Genomic DNA, 15,663 nt, shown 5'->3' with positions numbered 1-15,663 from the left:
CCGCCGTTACGTCGTCAGCAGTCGCGGCAGCTTGAAGGTCACCGTCTCGCGAGCCTCGATCAGTTCGTCGACGGTCACTTCGTAGCGGCCGGCGATGGCGTCGAGGACGCCCTGCACCAGGTCTTCCGGGGCCGAGGCGCCGGCGGTGACGCCGACGCTGGCGACGCCCGAGAACCACGACCAGTCGATGCCGCGCGCGTCGTCGATCAGGTGGGCGTCCTTGGCGCCGGCCCGCCGGCCGACCTCCATCAGCCGCACCGAGTTGGACGAGTTCTTCGAGCCGACCACCAGGATCAGGTCCGAGGCTTCCGCCAGCATCTTCACCGCCTCCTGGCGATTGGTGGTGGCGTAGCAGATGTCTTCCTTGTGCGGGGCGGCGATGCCCGGGAAGCGTTCCTTCAGCAGGTTGACCATCTCGGCGGTGTCGTCGACCGACAGGGTGGTCTGGGTCAGGAAGGCCACGTTGCCGGCGTCCTTGGGGACCCAGGCGCGGGCGTCGTCGATGTCCTCGATCAGGGTCACCGTGCCCTCGGGCAGCTGGCCCATGGTGCCGACCACCTCGGGATGGCCGGCGTGGCCGATCAGCACGATCTCGCGCCCGGCGTCGAAATGCTTCTGGGCCTCGACATGGACCTTGGAGACCAGCGGGCAGGTGGCGTCCAGATAGACCATCTCGCGGGCCTTGGCGCTGGCCGGCACCGACTTGGGCACGCCGTGGGCCGAGAACACCACGGGGCGGTCGGTCGGGGCCTCGTCCAGTTCCTCGATGAACACCGCGCCCAGCGCCTTGAGACGGTCGACCACGTGGCGGTTGTGGACGATCTCGTGGCGGACATAGACCGGCGCGCCGAACTTCTCGATCGTCCGTTCGACGATCTGGATCGCCCGGTCGACCCCGGCGCAGAAGCCGCGCGGGCTGGCCAGGACGACACGGAGGGGAGGGCGGCCAAGGGGCGGGATCGGCGTATGGGCGTTCATGCCGCTGAACCTAAGGGTTCCGCGCCTTTCGCGCCAGCGTCGGCCCAGAACTCCGCTGCACATTGCGACGTCACGCATATGCCTTTATCAGGCTCCATGACGCCGATGGGGACTTCCCATACAGGCTCTTCATTTTCGGACCGGACGTTTCATGCGCCGCAAGCTCTCCGTCGCCCTCAGCGCCCTGATGGCCCTCTCGATCGCCGCCACGGCGACGACCGTCCACGCGCAGCAGCGTCGGCCCGGCCAGGACCAGGGCGGCGGCGGCGACGACGACCAGGCCGGCAAGAAGAAGAAGCGCGACGACGAGTGGAATCAGCCCAAGGCCCCGCTGGCCCAGCTGCGCAACGCCGGCCCGTGCCCCTATGTGAAGGTGCTGTACGACGCCAGCCGCTACATCGAGTTCAAGGACGGCAAGGAATCGGCCGCCTCGACCGCCTATACCGGCGAGATCCAGGGCCTGTCGTCGGGCTGCGCCTACAAGAGCAACGACCCCATCAAGATGCAGGTCGAGATGCTGTTCGAGCTGGGCCGCGGCCCGCAGGCCACCGACAACCGCAAGATCTATCGCTATTGGGTGGCGGTGACCGAGCGCAACAAGGACGTCCTGGCCAAGGAATATTTCGACCTGCCGGTCAACTTCGCCTCCGGCCAGGATCGCGTCTACGCCACCGAAGTCCTGAAGACCATCACCATCCCGCGCGCCGACGAAAAGGTCAGCGGCTCCAATTTCGAAGTGCTGATCGGCTTCGACGTGACCCCGGAAATGGCCGCCTTCAATCGTGACGGCAAGCGCTTCCGGGTCAATGCCGGTCAGACCCAACAGGCCCAAGGCCAGCAGACCCAGGTCCCGACCAAACCATGATTGATTTGAAGCGGTCCCTGAGCGAGGCGGCCGCGGCCGCTTTCCAGGCCGCCGGATTGTCCCCCGACTTCGGGCGCGTCACCGCGTCCGATCGTCCCGACCTGGCCGATTTCCAGTGCAACGGCGCCCTGGCGGCCGCCAAGAGCGCCAAGCGCAATCCGCGCGAGATCGCCGTCCAGGTGGTCGACATCCTCAAGACCGACCCGCGCCTGGCCTCGGTCGAGATCGCCGGCGTCGGCTTCATCAACATGCGCGTCAGCTCGGGCGCTCTGTCGACCCGGGCCCGCGAGATCGCCGCCGATCCGCGCGCCGGGGCCGAGCCCCTGGCCCAGCCGCGCCGGGTGCTGATCGACTATGCCGGCCCCAACGTCGCCAAGCCGATGCACGTGGGCCATCTGCGCGCCTCGATCATCGGCGAGTCGGTCAAGCGCCTGTACCGGTTCCGCGGCGACGACGTGGTGGGCGACGCCCACTTCGGCGACTGGGGTTTCCAGATGGGCCTGCTGATCAGCGCCATCATGGACGAGGACGCCTTCATCCGCGCCCTGCTGGACCGCCTGGTCGAGGCGCCGCGCGACTTCTCCAAGGCCGACGAGGCCACGGTGATGGGCGAGTTCGCCTCGCGCGTCAGCCTGGAAGACCTCGACCGCCTCTATCCCCTGGCCTCGCAGCGCCAGAAGGACGACCCCGAATTCAAGGAGCGGGCCCGCAAGGCGACCGCCGAGCTGCAGAACGGCCGCTTCGGCTACCGCCTGCTGTGGCGCCACTTCGTGACCATCAGCCGCGTGGCTCTGGAGCGCGAGTTCCACGCCCTGGGCGTCGATTTCGACCTCTGGAAGGGCGAGAGCGACGTGCAGGACCTGATCGCCCCGATGGTCCGCCAGCTGGAGGTCAAGGGCCTGCTGGTCGACGACCAGGGCGCTCGCATCGTCCGCGTGGCCCGCCCCGGCGAGACCAAGAAGAAGAAGCTGCCCGACGGTTCGGTGGTCGAGGTCGAAAGCCCCGACCCGCTGCTGGTGGTGTCGTCGGAAGGTTCGGCCATGTACGGCACGACCGACCTGGCCACCATCCTGGACCGCCGCAAGTCGTTCGATCCGCACCTGATCCTCTATTGCGTCGACCAGCGCCAGGCCGACCACTTCGAGCAGGTGTTCCGCGCTGCCTACCTGGCTGGCTACGCCGAGCCGGGCTCGCTGGAGCACATCGGCTTCGGCACCATGAACGGCAGCGACGGCAAGCCGTTCAAGACCCGGGCCGGCGGCGTGCTCAAGCTGCACGACCTGATCGAGATGGCCCGCGAGAAGGCCCGCGAGCGCCTGCGCGAAGCCGGCCTCGGCTCCGACCTGGCGCCCGAGGTGTTCGAGGACATCGCCCAGAAGGTCGGGGTCGCGGCCCTGAAGTTCGCCGACCTGCAGAACTTCCGCGGCACCTCCTACGTCTTCGACCTCGACCGCTTCACCAGCTTCGAGGGCAAGACCGGGCCGTACCTGCTGTACCAGTCGGTGCGCATCAAGAGCATCCTGCGCAAGGCCGCCGAGCAGAACGTCGTCTCGGGCCCGATCACCGTCGCCGAACCGGCCGAGCGGGACCTGACCCTGCTGCTCGACGGCTTCGAGGGCGCGCTGGCCGAGGCTTACGACAAGAAGGCCCCCAACTTCGTGGCCGAGCACGCCTACAAGCTGGCCCAGACCTTCTCGCGGTTCTATGCCGCCTGCCCGATCCTCGGCGCCGACGACCCGGCCGTTCGGGCCTCGCGCCTGGGCCTGGCCGAGGCCGCGCTGCGGCAGCTGGAACTGGCCCTGACCTTGCTGGGCATCGAAGCGCCGGAACGGATGTAGGCCGCTAGGGGCGCTCGAGATCCTTGAGCGTCGCCAGCAGGCCTTCGACCCCGCCGGTTTCCAGATACTGCTGGGCCACCAGCACCAGGCGCAGCTGCTTGGCCAGCAGCGCCAGCTGGCGATGTTGGTTCTCGGTGCGCTTCTGGGCCGTTTCGGCCTCCAGGGCGTCGGCCTCCGCCAACAGCTTGCGCACCTCGGCCAGGGTCTTCTCGTTCTGGACGCCGGCCCGTTTCAGATATTCCTTGATGCTGCGCAGGCCCTCGGCGGCGATGGCGTGGGCTTCGTCGCGGACCGTGGTCTGGGCCTCGGGGTCGGCGATGGCGTCGAGCACCCGGCCCAGGGCGCCGTTGAGCTTGCCCATCAGCCCGGTGCGGGCCTCGTTCACGAGCGGCAACAGTCCTCGAGCATCGATCAGCGACGGGAGGTTCGCGCCGTCCGAGACCAGTGTCTTGCGGCGCGCCTCGACGAACACCTTGATGATGAAGCGGGAGGCGGCGATAGCGGTCTCGGACTTTACCACCGTCGCCGCCATGACCACGCCGTGCTCGGTAAAGGCGTAGGGCAGATGGCGGCGGCCGCCACGACCTTCGTTTGACATCACATTTTGTGATGTCAAAGCCGCGACCTCTTCTCCGGTTAGCCGGAAAGCGAAACTTTCGAACTTGTCGAGGTTGCGGTGGACTTGTTGATTGAGGCTGCGGGTCTCGACCTGGAACAGTCGGGCTAGGTCGGCGTCCAGGACCACGAACTGGCCCCGGATGTCACGAACCTCAAGCGGCGCAGCGGATTCAGCAAGCGAGTATGCCAGGGTCATGGCCGTCCCTTGAGGTCGCAATTTGCGACCTCAAGTTTGACTATGTTCTTGGAATGTTCGCAACCCTGGGGCGGCCTCGCACGCGCGCAGTTGACTCCCGCGGCCCCCTCGCCCAAACACGCCTCGACCCTCGCGGGAGACATCGGGATTCTGGTCCCGAGGCCGAAGGCGCAACCGCCCCGGAAACGCTCAGGCAAAAGGACCGCGCGGGTTTAGGAACGCTGGAAAGAGGCAGATTTCCCAAGAAGGGAGAGATGCCCGCCGAAGGAGCAAGGCCGGACTAGTCCGGCCGAAATCTCTCAGGTCAAAGGGACAGCGGGGGCGAGACCACCTGGCGAAAGCCGGGCGGCGTCGCCGACCCCGATTGGAGCCCAAAGCGTGTCCGACCAAGACCTCAAGAAGACGCCCCTGTACGACGCGCACGTCGCCGCCGGCGCCCGCATGGTCCCGTTCGCCGGCTATTCCATGCCGGTGCAGTACAAGGACGGGGTGCTGAAGGAGCACCTGTGGACCCGCGAGCACGCGGGCCTGTTCGACGTCTCGCACATGGGCCAGGCGCGCTTGCGCGGCGACAACCCGGCCAAGAGCTTCGAGAAGCTGGTCTCGGCCGACTACCAGGGCCTCAAGCCCGGCAAGCAGCGCTACGCGGTGCTGCTGAACGCGCAAGGCGGGGTGATCGACGATCTGATGACCGCGCGGCCCGACGACGACGGCCTGTTCGTGGTGGTCAACGGGGCCTGCAAGGACAACGACTACGCGATCATCGCCAAGGTCCTGGCGGGCGAGGCGACCGTCGAGCGCCTGGAGAACCGCGCGCTGCTGGCGTTGCAGGGCCCAGAGGCCGCCGCCGTGCTGGCCGCCCACGTGCCGCAAGCCGCCAGCATGGTGTTCATGGATACGGTCGCGCTCTCCGCATTCGGCGTCGACGCGATCATCTCGCGCTCGGGCTATACCGGCGAGGACGGCTACGAGATCTCGGTCCCGGCAACCGACGCCGAGCGGATCTGGAACACCCTGCTGGCCGATGAACGCGTCAAGCCGATCGGCCTGGGGGCCCGCGACAGCCTGCGCCTGGAGGCCGGCCTGCCGCTCTACGGCCACGACATGGACGAGACCGTCTCGCCGATCGAGGCCGGCATGAACTTCGCCATCGGCAAGTCGCGCCGCGAGGCTGGCGACTATCTGGGCGCCGACCGCATCGGCAAGGAGCTGGCCGGCGACCTCAAGCGCGTGCGGGTCAATCTGAAGGTGCTGGAAGGCGCCCCGGCCCGTGAGGGCGCGGAGATCGCAGACGAGACCGGCGCCGTGGTCGGCGTGGTCACCAGCGGCGGCTTCGGCCCCAGCTACGGCGGCGCCATCGCCATCGGCTTCGCGCCCCCGGCCCTGGCCGTGATCGGAACGAAGTTGAAGGTCATCGTTCGCGGCAAGCCGCAGGCGGCCGAGGTCGTGGCCTCGCCGTTCGTTCCCACCCGCTACGTGCGCAAGATCTAGATCCAGACCAAAGAGGGCCAGACCATGAAGTTCACCAAGGATCACGAGTGGGTTGAAGTCGAGGGTGATATCGCCACCGTGGGCGTCACCGGCTACGCCGCCGAGCAACTGGGCGACGTGGTGTTCGTCGAAGTTCCCGAAGTCGGCAAGACCGTGAAGCAGGGCGAAGGCCTGGCGGTGGTCGAGAGCGTCAAGGCCGCCTCCGATGTCTACGCCCCGGTGTCGGGCGAGGTGGTCGAGGCCAACGGCCAGCTGTCGGACGCCCCCGAGACCGTCAACGCCGTGCCGGAAGCCGGCGGCTGGTTCGCCAAGATCAAGCTGAGCAACCCCGCCGAGCTCGACGCCCTGATGGACCGCACGGCCTACGAAGCGTTCCTCTCGACCCTGTAATTTCCTTGTCATCCCGGACAAGCGCGCAGCGCGCCGATCCGGGACCGACCCAGAGCGCATGCGCTTCCGGCGGTCCCGGCTCTTCCCCCGGCTTTCGCCGGGGTTCGGCCGGGATGACAGACCTAGGTGATCTCAATGCGCTACCTCCCCCTCACACCCCAGGATCGCGCCGACATGCTCGGCGTCATCGGCGCGGAGTCGATCGACGAGCTGTTCGTCGACGTGCCCGCCGTCGCCCGCCGCGCGGGCGTGGTCGACCTGCCGCTGCATGCCGGCGAGCTGGAGGTCGAGCGCGAGATGCTGGCCTTGTCGCGCCGCAACCGCTCGGCCTCGGAAGGCCCGTTCTTCGTGGGGGCGGGGGCCTATCGCCACCATGTGCCGGCCACGGTCGACCACATCATCCAGCGGTCGGAGTTCCTGACCAGCTACACGCCCTACCAGCCCGAGATCGCCCAGGGCACGCTGCAGGTGCTGTTCGAGTTCCAGACCCAGGTCGCGGCCCTGACCGGCATGGAAGTGGCCAACGCCTCGCTCTATGACGGCTCTACCGCCACCGCCGAGGCGGTGATGATGGCCACCCGCGTCACCCGCCGGGGCAAGGCGGTGCTGTCGGGCGGCGTGCACCCGCACTATGTCGGCACGGTCGAGACCCTGGCCCACGCGGCCGGCGTCGCCACCGAGCGCCTGGCGGCCGCCATCGACGCCGAGGACGCGGTGATCGCCGCCATCGACGCCGACACCGCCTGCGTCGTGGTCCAGACCCCCAACGTGTTCGGCACCGCCACCGACGTCACGAAGATCGCCCAGGCGGCCCAGGCGGCCGGCGCGCTGCTGATCGTGGTGACCACCGAGGCGGTGTCCTTTGGCCTGCTGAAGTCGCCCGGCGAAATGGGCGCCGACATCGTGGTGGCCGAGGGTCAGTCGATCGGCAACGGCCTGAACTATGGCGGCCCCTATGTCGGCCTGTTCGCCTGCAAGGAAAAATACGTTCGCCAGGCCCCGGGCCGGCTGTGCGGCGAGACCGTCGACGCCGACGGCAAGCGCGGCTTCGTCCTGACCCTGTCGACCCGCGAGCAGCACATCCGCCGCGACAAGGCGACCTCGAACATCTGCACCAACAGCGGCCTGTGCGCCCTGGCCTTCAGCATCCACATGAGCCTGCTGGGCGAGAAGGGCCTGCGCCGGCTGGCCCTGGTCAACCATCAGAAGGCCGTGGCCTTGCGTGACGCCCTGGCGGCGGTGCCGGGCGTCGAGATCCTGACCCCCAGGTTCTTCAACGAGTTCGCGATCCGCCTGCCGGTCAACGCCGCCGAGGTGGTCGAGACCCTGGCCGCCAACGGCGTCATCGCCGGCGTACCGTTCTCGCGGCTGGAGCCTGGCGCGGGCCTCGACGACGTCCTGCTGGTCGCCGCCACCGAGACCACCCCGGACCTCGACATCACCATCTTCGCGAAGACCCTGACCAAGGTGCTGGCCCGATGAGCATGAACACCGTCGGACGGCCGACCCGTCCCGAAGTCGCCGTCAACGACTATATCCACCCCACCCTGACCGGGGCCCGCGGCCTGCTGCAGGACGAGGCGCTGATCTTCGAACTGGACTGCTGGGACAAGACCGGCGTCGACCTGCCGGACGCCCCTCCGGCTGACGACCTGGGCGACCTGGTCCGCACCGCGCCGATCGGCTTGCCGGGCCTGTCGGAGCCCGAGGCGGTGCGCCACTACGTGCGCCTGAGCCAGAAGAACCACGCCATCGACCTGGCGCTGTATCCGCTGGGCTCGTGCACGATGAAGCACAACCCGCGCCTCAACGAGAAGGTGGCGCGCCTGCCGGGCTTCGCCGACATCCACCCGCTGCAGCCGCAGTCGACGGTGCAGGGCGCCATCGAGCTGATGGACCGCCTGGCCCACTGGCTGAAGACCCTGACCGGCATGCCGGCCGTGGCGCTCAGCCCCAAGGCCGGCGCCCACGGCGAGCTGTGCGGCCTGCTGGCCATCCGCGCCGCCCACGAGGCGGCCGGTAACGGCCACCGCAAGACCGTCCTGGCCCCGACCAGCGCCCACGGCACCAACCCGGCCACGGCGGCCTTCTGCGGCTACACCGTGGTCGAGATCGCCCAGACCGATGACGGCCGGGTCGACCTGGCCGACCTGGAGTCCAAGCTGGGCGACCACGTGGCCGCCATCATGGTCACCAACCCCAACACCTGCGGCCTGTTCGAGCGCGACGTGGTCGAGATCGCCCGGCTGACCCACGCGGCGGGGGCCTATTTCTACTGCGACGGCGCCAATTTCAACGCCATCGTCGGCCGGGTGCGCCCGGGCGACCTGGGCGTCGACGCCATGCACATCAACCTGCACAAGACCTTCTCCACCCCGCACGGCGGCGGTGGTCCGGGCGCGGGTCCGGTGGTGCTGAGCGCGGCCCTGGCCCCGTTCGCGCCGACCCCGTGGGTGGTCAGTCGCGACTTCGGCTTCAAGCTGGTCGAGGAGGCCGAGGGGCCCGCCGCCCAGGCCTTCGGCCGGATGAGCGCCTTCCACGGCCAGATGGGCATGTTCGTGCGCGCCTACGCCTACATGCTCAGCCACGGGGCCGACGGCCTGCGGCAGGTGGCCGAGGACGCCGTGCTGAACGCCAACTACATCAAGGCCCGCCTCAGCGACCTGATGAGCCCGGCCTTCCCGAACGGCCCTTGCATGCACGAGGCCCTGTTCGACGACGCCTGGCTGGAAGGCACCGGGGTGACCACGCTGGACTTCGCCAAGGCGATGATCGACGAGGGCTTCCACCCGATGACCATGTACTTCCCGCTGGTGGTGCACGGCGCGATGCTGATCGAGCCGACCGAGACGGAGAGCAAGCAGGAGCTTGACCGCTTCATCACCGCGCTGCGGGCTCTGGCCGGCGCGGCGAAAGGCGGTGAAGTCGACCGCTTCAAGGGCGCGCCCTACCACGCGCCACTGAAGCGCCTGGACGAGACCCTGGCGGCCCGAAAGCCACGTCTGCGGTGGAAACCTGTGGCCGTCGCGCCACTCGCTGCGGAATAGACGCCACAGTCGAACAAAAGGGGAGCGGGGCGCCTTTACGTAAAGTCGCCCCGTTCTCATATCGGCGTAGTGAGCCGAGGAGGCCGGCCCGTGCCGGGATCAGACGGAGCACGGAACCCCGTTTCTCCCGCCATGAACCTTGCCCTCGCCATGCCCCCCGTGCGCTTCTCCGCCGCCGACGAACTCGCCCGCGAGCTTCTCGGGCGGATTTCGCGTGTCGTGCTGGTGGCGATCGGCCTGATCCTGGTCGTGGCGGGCTTCCTGATCGCGCCGCTGCCTGGCCCGCTGGGCGTGCCGCTGACGGTGGGCGGCCTGATGCTGGTGCTGCGCAACTCGTTCCGGGCCCGCAAGCAGTTCGTCCGCTTCCAGCACGCCCACCCCAAGCTGCTGTTCCCGCTGCGCCGCCTGCTGCGCCGCGAGCCCGAGGTGATGCCGGTGGCCTGGCAACAGGTCCTGCGCATGGAGAAGCTGGTGCTGCCGCGCCGCTGGCGCGTGGCCAAGCGCTGGCGCCAATCCCTTAAGCGCCAGTCGCTCAAGCGCCAATCCTTCAAGCCGGGCTCGTGAACGCGCCCGCCAGGGCGCTCGCCAAACTGCCCTCAAGGCTCTACCGCCGCCGTCGCCGGCTGGCCCTGGTCCTGCGCGAAACCGCCGGGCGCGTGGCCCGCTGGGCGGCGCTGGCGCTGGGCGTGCTGATCCTGCTGGCCGGTGTGGTCCTGACGCCCCTGCCGGGCCACCTGGGCCTGCCGTTGCTGGTCGTCGGGCTGATGATCGTGCTGCGCAACTCGTTCCAGGCCAAGCGCCGGTTCCTGCGCTGGCAGCGGCGTCACCCCAAGCTGATCTTCCCGATCCGCCGGCTGATGCGCCGCGAGCCGGAGATCATGCTGGTGGCCTGGCAGCAGCTGCTGCGGTCCGAGAAGGTGTTCCTGCGCAAGCCGTCCTGGCGGGTGCTGAAGCGGGGGCGGAAGTATCTGAAGCGGCGGTGGCTGAACAAGCAGCCGGCTTAAAGCGCGGAGCCCGTCCCACCTAAGCCTCCCCCTGTGGGGGAGGTGTCGGCGAAGCCGACGGAGGGGGGAGTGATCGGCAGGCACCCGCGCCCGGGGTCGATGATCCTAAAACTCCCCCCACCGATCGCTGCGCGATCGCCTCCCCCACAGGGGGAGGCTTGACCAACAAAAAAGGCGCGCCCCGCGAGGAGCGCGCCCTTGATGTTGTCGCCGGAGCAAAACCGCTATTGCAGCTTCGTGCCGATCTGGCCGATGGCCGCGTCGACCAGGCCGTCCGAACCGCCGGCCGCGAGGCGGGCGATCAGGACCTGTTCGGCGGCCTGGGCGGCCAGGTCGACGGCCGCGGCCTTGACGTCGGCGGCGGCCTGGGCCTCGGCCTGGGCGATCTTGCGTTCGGCCATTTCGGCGCGGCGCGTGATCTGTTCCTCGAGCTTGGCCTTGGCTTCCGACGCGATCAGCGCGGCGTCGGCCTTGGCCGCCTCGATCATGCCGGCGGCCTGACGTTCGGCCTCGTCCCGTTGAGCCTTCACCTCGGCGAGCAGGGCCTGGGCCTCTTCCCGCAGCTGGTGAGCCTCGTCGAGCTCGGCCTTGATCTTCTCGGCGTGGGCGTCAAGGGCGCCGAACAGGGCGCCCGGCAGGACCTTCAGCCAGACCAGCAGGCCGATGAACAGGGCCAGGGCGACCAGGACCCACAGTTCGGGGTTGGCCAGGTCGAAGAGCGCGTGATGTTCCATCTTCGTCTCTCCCTAGGCCAGCGAGGCCTTGAGCTCGGCGGCCGTGGCCGCCTTGCCCGTCAGCTTCTGGACGATGGCGCCGGCCGTCTCCGAGGCCACCGCGCGGACGTGGCCCATGGCCTCGTCGCGGGCGATCTGGATCCGGGCCTCGGCGGCGGCCAGCTTCTCAGCCAGCGCCACCTCTTCCTTCGCCTGACGCTCGGCGGCGGCGGCCGAAGCCACCGCCTTGGCGTCCGCCGCGGTCTTCTGGGCCTTGGCGCGCGCCTCGGCCACCTCGGCCGCGGCCGCGCGGGCCTGGACCTCGGCTTCGTCCTTCAGACGACGGGCGTCGGCGATGTCGCCGGCGATCTTGGCGCCGCGGGTCTCGATCGCGCCGCTGACCCGGGGCAGAAGCACCTTGGACAGCACCGCGAAGAGGACGGCGAAGATGAGCAGCAGCCAGACGATCTGTCCGCCCCAGTGCTCGAATTGCAGCTGCGGAAGGCCGCCGCTTTCGTGCTTGGGAGCTTCAGTCGTCTCGACCGTGCCGTGGGGTTCCGTCGCCATGGGCGAAGACGCCTCTCAGCTAGGGTTTATTAGGAGAACAGGATCAGGAAGGCGATGACCAGGGCGAAGATGCCCAGGGCTTCGGTCAGCGCCATGCCGAGGAACAGCATCGGACGTTCTTGAGCGGCGGCGGTCGGGTTACGCAGCGCGCCTTGGAAATAGTTGCCGAACATGATGCCCAGGCCGATACCGGCGCCAACCATGCCCAGCATCGCCAGACCAGCGCCGATGTACTTCGCGGCTTCAGCTTCCATTGTGAGACTCCTTGAGAGCGGTAGATAGGTTGAAAAGAGAAAGGGTGATCAGTGGCTGTCGAGGTGCACGACGTCGTTCAGATAGACGCAGGTGAGCACCGCGAACACGAAGGCCTGAAGGAAGGCCACCATGAACTCTAGGGCCGTCAGGGCGACGACGGAGGTCAGCGACAACACGCCCACCAGCCAGTAGGCCGGAGCCATGGCCAGGAGGATGGACACGAAGGTCGCGAAGATCTTCAGCACCACGTGGCCGCCCAGCATGTTGCCGAACAGACGAAGGGCCAGGGTGACGGGGCGGATCAGGAACGAGATGATCTCGATCGGCACCAGCAGGAAATACAGCGGCCACGGCACGCCCGACGGGGCGAACAGCTTGAAGAACTTCAGGCCGTTCTTGGCGAAGCCGACGGCGATCACCGTCAGGATGACCAGCATGCCCAGCGTCAGGGTGACGGCCAGCTGCGAGGTGGCGGTGAAGCCCAGGAAGTTGCCGGTCCAGCCGAACAGCATGCCCTGCAGGTTGCAGAACAGCACGAAGGCGAACAGCGTGAAGACGAACGGCAGGTACTTCTTGCCGTCGTGGCCGATGATCGAGCTGGTCAGGCCGTCGACCAGTCCATAGAGCAGCTCGCCCACGGTCTGCAGGCGGCCCGGGATCACGGCGGCCTTCGCCGAGGCGAAGCCGTAGAACACCATGATCAGGGTCGCGGCCAGCAGCATGGCGGCGATGGAATTGGTGATCGACAGATCGAGCGCGCCCAGGCCCGGCACGGTCACGGTCGGCAGCTCCACGATCTTCTTGATCAGGAACTGGTGCATCGGGTCGATCGGCGTGGCCAAGGCCCTAGTCTCTCTTCTGCTTGGGGGCGGTAGACCCGCCTCCCGTGTCTTCGTCGATCCCACCCGAATCTTTCGAGTGGACCGACGCCTGCGCGCTCAGTTTCGTCGCCTTGCGGACGACGAGATAGATCGAAAACCCCATGCCGATCAGCAGACCGCCGACCATGCCCCAAGGCCCCGTGCCAGCGTAACGGTCGAGCAGCCAGCCAAAGCCGAGCCCCACCAGAACGCCCCCGATCAAATCCGCCAGAAGACGATAGCCGTCCTGGGACGATTTCTCGTTCTGGGCATGTATCGGCTGTTCCGCCGCTTTTTTCGCCTCGAAAGCGTCGAGCCGAGCGTCCAGGCTTCGCAGGGCCTTGTCGTTCGGTTCGTCGGCCTTGGGCATGGGAAGCGGCAGGTCCGATAACGCCCGCGGCCGCCCCAAAAGAGGCGGTTTTCCGGCCGGCTTGATCGCGGCGGAACCTATAGGGCGCGCTGCGGTGCGTCAAGGTTGGGCGGGATCACGTCAAGTGGCGGTTTTATAACAGTTTTTGGCCCTGGGCGGCGACCCTTAAGGAATCGGGGCGCGGACGGGGCAACGGCGCCGCTTTCGGAGCGCGCGGGTTCCGTGGGGGAATGGGGTGCAAGTCCTCCCCCTGTGGGGGAGGTGTCGGCGAAGCCGACGGTGGGGGGCGGTGTCGGCCGCACGCAGGACTGACCTGCCCAAGCTCCCCCCACCGGCCTTCGGCCGCCTCCCCCGCGGGGGGAGGACCAAAAACCCCTCGCCTAATTTGTCCGACTAATCCTATGTTACCGCAACCATGACCGGTCGCCTCGACGCGCCGGCGCGGGGGTTCATTGAGGGAAGAACAGTCATGATCCGCGTTACCCGCTGTCTGCTCGGCGCCGCGGCGCTGTGCGCCATTGTCGCGCCGGCCGCCCAGGCGGCCCCGCCCGTCAAGCCGCAGCCGATCCCGGCCTACAAGAATTTCCACGCCGCCATCTACATCGCCGTCAACGACGCCAAGGAGCTGGCCGACAAGGCCACCTTCGACCGCGAGTTCGAGCGGGCCTCGCGCCAACTGCACTTCGACAAGGTCTATCTGGAGGTCTACCGCAGCAACGACTTCGCCAGCGACGAACAGATCGCCCGGGTCAAGGGCTGGTTCGAGGAACGCGGGGTCAAGGTGGCTGGCGGAATCACCCTGGCGGCCGGCGGCGAGGGCGGCCAGTTCGGCACCTTCGACTATGAAAAGCCCGCCGACCGGGCCGAGTGCGAGAAGGCCGTGCGGCTGGCGGCCAGGCATTTCGACGAGGTGATCCTCGACGACTTCTTCTTCTACACCTCGAAAAGTCCGGCCGACATCGCCGCCAAGGGCGACCGGTCCTGGAGCCAGTACCGGCTGGAGACCATGCGCAAGGTCAGCCAGGACCTGGTCCTGGGCCCGGCCAAGGCGGTCAATCCCAAGGTGCGGATGATCATCAAGTACCCCAACTGGTACGAGCACTTCCAGGGCACGGGCTACGACCTGGAAAAGCAGTCCCAGATGTTCGACGGCATCTATACCGGCACCGAGACCCGCGATCCGGTGGTCACCGACCAACTGCTGCAGCAGTACGAGAGCTATTCGATCATCCGCTACTACGACAACATCCGACCCACGGGCTCGAACGGCGGAAAAGGCAACGGCGGAGGTTGGGTCGACACCTTCTCGACCCTCTATGTCGACCGCTACGCCGAGCAGCTGTGGGACACCCTGCTGGCCAAGGCGCCGGAGATCACCTTGTTCAACTGGAACCCGATGAGCGAGGCCAAGCCGGTCGCGCCCGGCGATCGCCCGTGGAAGGACAAGGCCACCAGCTTCGACTGGAAGGCGATGGCCGCGTCCTACAAGCCGTTGGGCCAGGCCGGTGATCCGGGTCCCGGCTGGGGCCGCGCCGCCGGCTATTCGCTGGAGAAGATCGACAAGGACCTGGGCCTGCTGGGCAAGCCGATCGGCATTGCCAGCTACAAGCCCTACCAGTCGTCGGGCGAGGACTTCCTGCACAACTATCTGGGCAATGTCGGCATACCGATCGAGCTGTCGCCCAATTTTCCGACCAATGCCGACGTCGCCCTGCTGACCCAGGCGGCGGCCAAGGACCCGAAGATCGTCGACAGGATCAAGGGCAACCTCTTGGCCGGCAAGACGGTGTTCATCACCTCGGGCCTGCTCGGCGCCCTGCAGGGCAAGGGCATCGAGGACATCCTGGAAGTGCGCGACACCGGCCGCAAGGTGGCCCTGCACGACTTCCTCAACGGCTATGGCGCGGGCAATGGCGAGAGCCTGAACGACCCCAAGCGCGACAATCCGCCGGTGCTGTTCCCGGAACTGGCCTTCTACACCAACGACAGCTGGGGGATCATCCGGGGCGTGGCCAACGCCAAGGGCTTTCCGATCCTGCTGATGAACCGCTACGGCGGCGGGGTGCTCTACGTGATCACCATGCCGGAGAACCCCGGCGACCTCTATAACCTGCCCCAGGGCGTGACGACCGAGATCAAGCGCTACCTGCAGCGCGACTTCCCGGTGCGGCTGGACGCTCCCGACCGTGTCAGCCTGTTCGCCTACGACAACGGGACCTTCGTGGTGCAGTCGTTCCGTGACGACGACACGGCGGTCGATCTGTCGTTGCTGGGCGAGGGCGTGCGCCTGCGCGACATGACCAGCGGCAAGCTGGTCGAGGCCAAGGCGGCCGACGGCAAGGCCGATGCGTGGCGCCGCCAGGGCGTGCCGGCTCGCACCGACTTCGCCGCCCAGGTCGCGCCGCACAGCTATCGGGTCTACCGAATCGAGAAGTAGAGCTCGCGATCATCCCGGCGCGTCCATTCGCGCC

16 protein-coding genes, 1 pseudogene and 1 riboswitch are annotated in these 15,663 nt (G+C 67.9%); of the genes and pseudogenes, 9 read left to right on the top strand and 8 right to left on the bottom strand.

Going from position 1 to position 15,663, the window contains the following annotated elements:
* Window positions 1-6: 6 nt before the first annotated feature.
* Window positions 7-978 carry a 4-hydroxy-3-methylbut-2-enyl diphosphate reductase gene (gene ispH, locus ASD79_RS09925; RefSeq protein ID WP_056721070.1) on the bottom strand — a complete coding sequence of 324 codons (972 nt, stop codon included), beginning with the start codon at window positions 976-978 and terminating at the stop codon, window positions 7-9.
* Between the two features lie 151 nt (window positions 979-1,129).
* Here ispH and ASD79_RS23805 point away from each other — a divergent pair, with 151 nt between their 5' ends.
* On the top strand, window positions 1,130-1,843 hold the full coding sequence (locus ASD79_RS23805; RefSeq protein WP_056721068.1) for a hypothetical protein: 714 nt from the start codon (window positions 1,130-1,132) through the stop codon (window positions 1,841-1,843).
* Window positions 1,840-3,681 (top strand): arginine--tRNA ligase, encoded by a 1,842-nt coding sequence (locus tag ASD79_RS09915; protein ID WP_056721066.1) that lies wholly within the window; start codon window positions 1,840-1,842, stop codon window positions 3,679-3,681. The genes ASD79_RS23805 and ASD79_RS09915 overlap by 4 nt, the downstream gene beginning before the upstream one ends.
* A 4-nt stretch (window positions 3,682-3,685) precedes the next feature.
* Here ASD79_RS09915 and ASD79_RS09910 read toward each other — a convergent pair whose 3' ends face one another.
* A complete protein-coding gene (locus ASD79_RS09910; RefSeq protein WP_056721065.1) occupies window positions 3,686-4,495 on the bottom strand; it encodes an ORF6N domain-containing protein in 810 nt (269 codons plus the stop codon).
* A 123-nt stretch (window positions 4,496-4,618) separates the two neighbouring features.
* A riboswitch (glycine riboswitch) is annotated at window positions 4,619-4,710 on the top strand.
* 148 nt (window positions 4,711-4,858) lie between these two features.
* On the opposite strand from ASD79_RS09910, the gene gcvT reads away from it, so the two are divergent.
* From gcvT to ASD79_RS09880, 6 genes are all read left to right on the top strand, one after another.
* Entirely contained in the window at window positions 4,859-5,986 is a 1,128-nt protein-coding gene (gene gcvT / locus ASD79_RS09905) for a glycine cleavage system aminomethyltransferase GcvT (RefSeq protein WP_156400437.1), read from the top strand.
* Between the two features lie 24 nt (window positions 5,987-6,010).
* A complete protein-coding gene (gene gcvH, locus ASD79_RS09900; protein WP_056721060.1) occupies window positions 6,011-6,376 on the top strand; it encodes a glycine cleavage system protein GcvH in 366 nt (121 codons plus the stop codon).
* A 135-nt stretch (window positions 6,377-6,511) separates the two neighbouring features.
* On the top strand, window positions 6,512-7,858 hold the full coding sequence (gcvPA, locus tag ASD79_RS09895; RefSeq protein WP_056721058.1) for an aminomethyl-transferring glycine dehydrogenase subunit GcvPA: 1,347 nt from the start codon (window positions 6,512-6,514) through the stop codon (window positions 7,856-7,858).
* Window positions 7,855-9,423 carry an aminomethyl-transferring glycine dehydrogenase subunit GcvPB gene (gene gcvPB, locus ASD79_RS09890; protein WP_056721056.1) on the top strand — a complete coding sequence of 523 codons (1,569 nt, stop codon included), beginning with the start codon at window positions 7,855-7,857 and terminating at the stop codon, window positions 9,421-9,423. Before gcvPA ends, gcvPB begins: the two co-directional genes overlap by 4 nt.
* Window positions 9,424-9,555: 132 nt before the next feature.
* Window positions 9,556-9,987: a hypothetical protein gene (locus ASD79_RS09885; RefSeq protein WP_056721054.1), complete on the top strand. Its 432-nt coding sequence runs from the start codon at window positions 9,556-9,558 to the stop codon at window positions 9,985-9,987.
* Entirely contained in the window at window positions 9,984-10,427 is a 444-nt protein-coding gene (locus tag ASD79_RS09880) for a hypothetical protein (RefSeq protein ID WP_056721052.1), read from the top strand. Before ASD79_RS09885 ends, ASD79_RS09880 begins: the two co-directional genes overlap by 4 nt.
* Window positions 10,428-10,651: 224 nt before the next feature.
* Here ASD79_RS09880 and ASD79_RS09875 read toward each other — a convergent pair whose 3' ends face one another.
* The 6 genes and pseudogenes from ASD79_RS09875 to ASD79_RS25045 form a co-directional block, all read right to left on the bottom strand.
* A complete protein-coding gene (locus ASD79_RS09875; RefSeq protein WP_056721051.1) occupies window positions 10,652-11,161 on the bottom strand; it encodes a F0F1 ATP synthase subunit B in 510 nt (169 codons plus the stop codon).
* A gap of 12 nt (window positions 11,162-11,173) precedes the next feature.
* The gene (locus ASD79_RS09870; RefSeq protein ID WP_056721049.1) at window positions 11,174-11,707 is read right to left on the bottom strand and encodes an ATP synthase F0 subunit B'; all 534 of its coding nucleotides are present in this window, start codon (window positions 11,705-11,707) and stop codon (window positions 11,174-11,176) included.
* 29 nt (window positions 11,708-11,736) lie between these two features.
* A complete protein-coding gene (locus ASD79_RS09865) occupies window positions 11,737-11,961 on the bottom strand; it encodes a F0F1 ATP synthase subunit C (RefSeq protein ID WP_007668628.1) in 225 nt (74 codons plus the stop codon).
* Window positions 11,962-12,009: 48 nt separating this feature from the next.
* Window positions 12,010-12,783 (bottom strand): F0F1 ATP synthase subunit A, encoded by a 774-nt coding sequence (locus ASD79_RS09860; RefSeq protein ID WP_056721665.1) that lies wholly within the window; start codon window positions 12,781-12,783, stop codon window positions 12,010-12,012.
* Between the two features lie 25 nt (window positions 12,784-12,808).
* Window positions 12,809-13,192, bottom strand: coding sequence for an AtpZ/AtpI family protein (locus tag ASD79_RS09855; protein ID WP_056721663.1), 384 nt, complete (start codon window positions 13,190-13,192; stop codon window positions 12,809-12,811).
* A gap of 254 nt (window positions 13,193-13,446) precedes the next feature.
* Window positions 13,447-13,552, bottom strand: a pseudogene (locus ASD79_RS25045) (hypothetical protein); the annotation flags it as partial.
* Between the two features lie 109 nt (window positions 13,553-13,661).
* Between ASD79_RS25045 and ASD79_RS09850 the strand changes: the two are divergent.
* Window positions 13,662-15,629, top strand: a complete 1,968-nt coding sequence (locus ASD79_RS09850; protein ID WP_056721046.1) for a hypothetical protein — start codon at window positions 13,662-13,664, stop codon at window positions 15,627-15,629.
* Window positions 15,630-15,663 lie beyond the last annotated feature (34 nt).

It is taken from the genome of Caulobacter sp. Root655 (assembly GCF_001427665.1).
Taxonomy (GTDB): Bacteria; Pseudomonadota; Alphaproteobacteria; order Caulobacterales; family Caulobacteraceae; genus Caulobacter.
The sequence above is the reverse complement of the archived record's forward strand: the minus strand, read 5'-3'. Positions and strand labels throughout refer to the sequence as shown.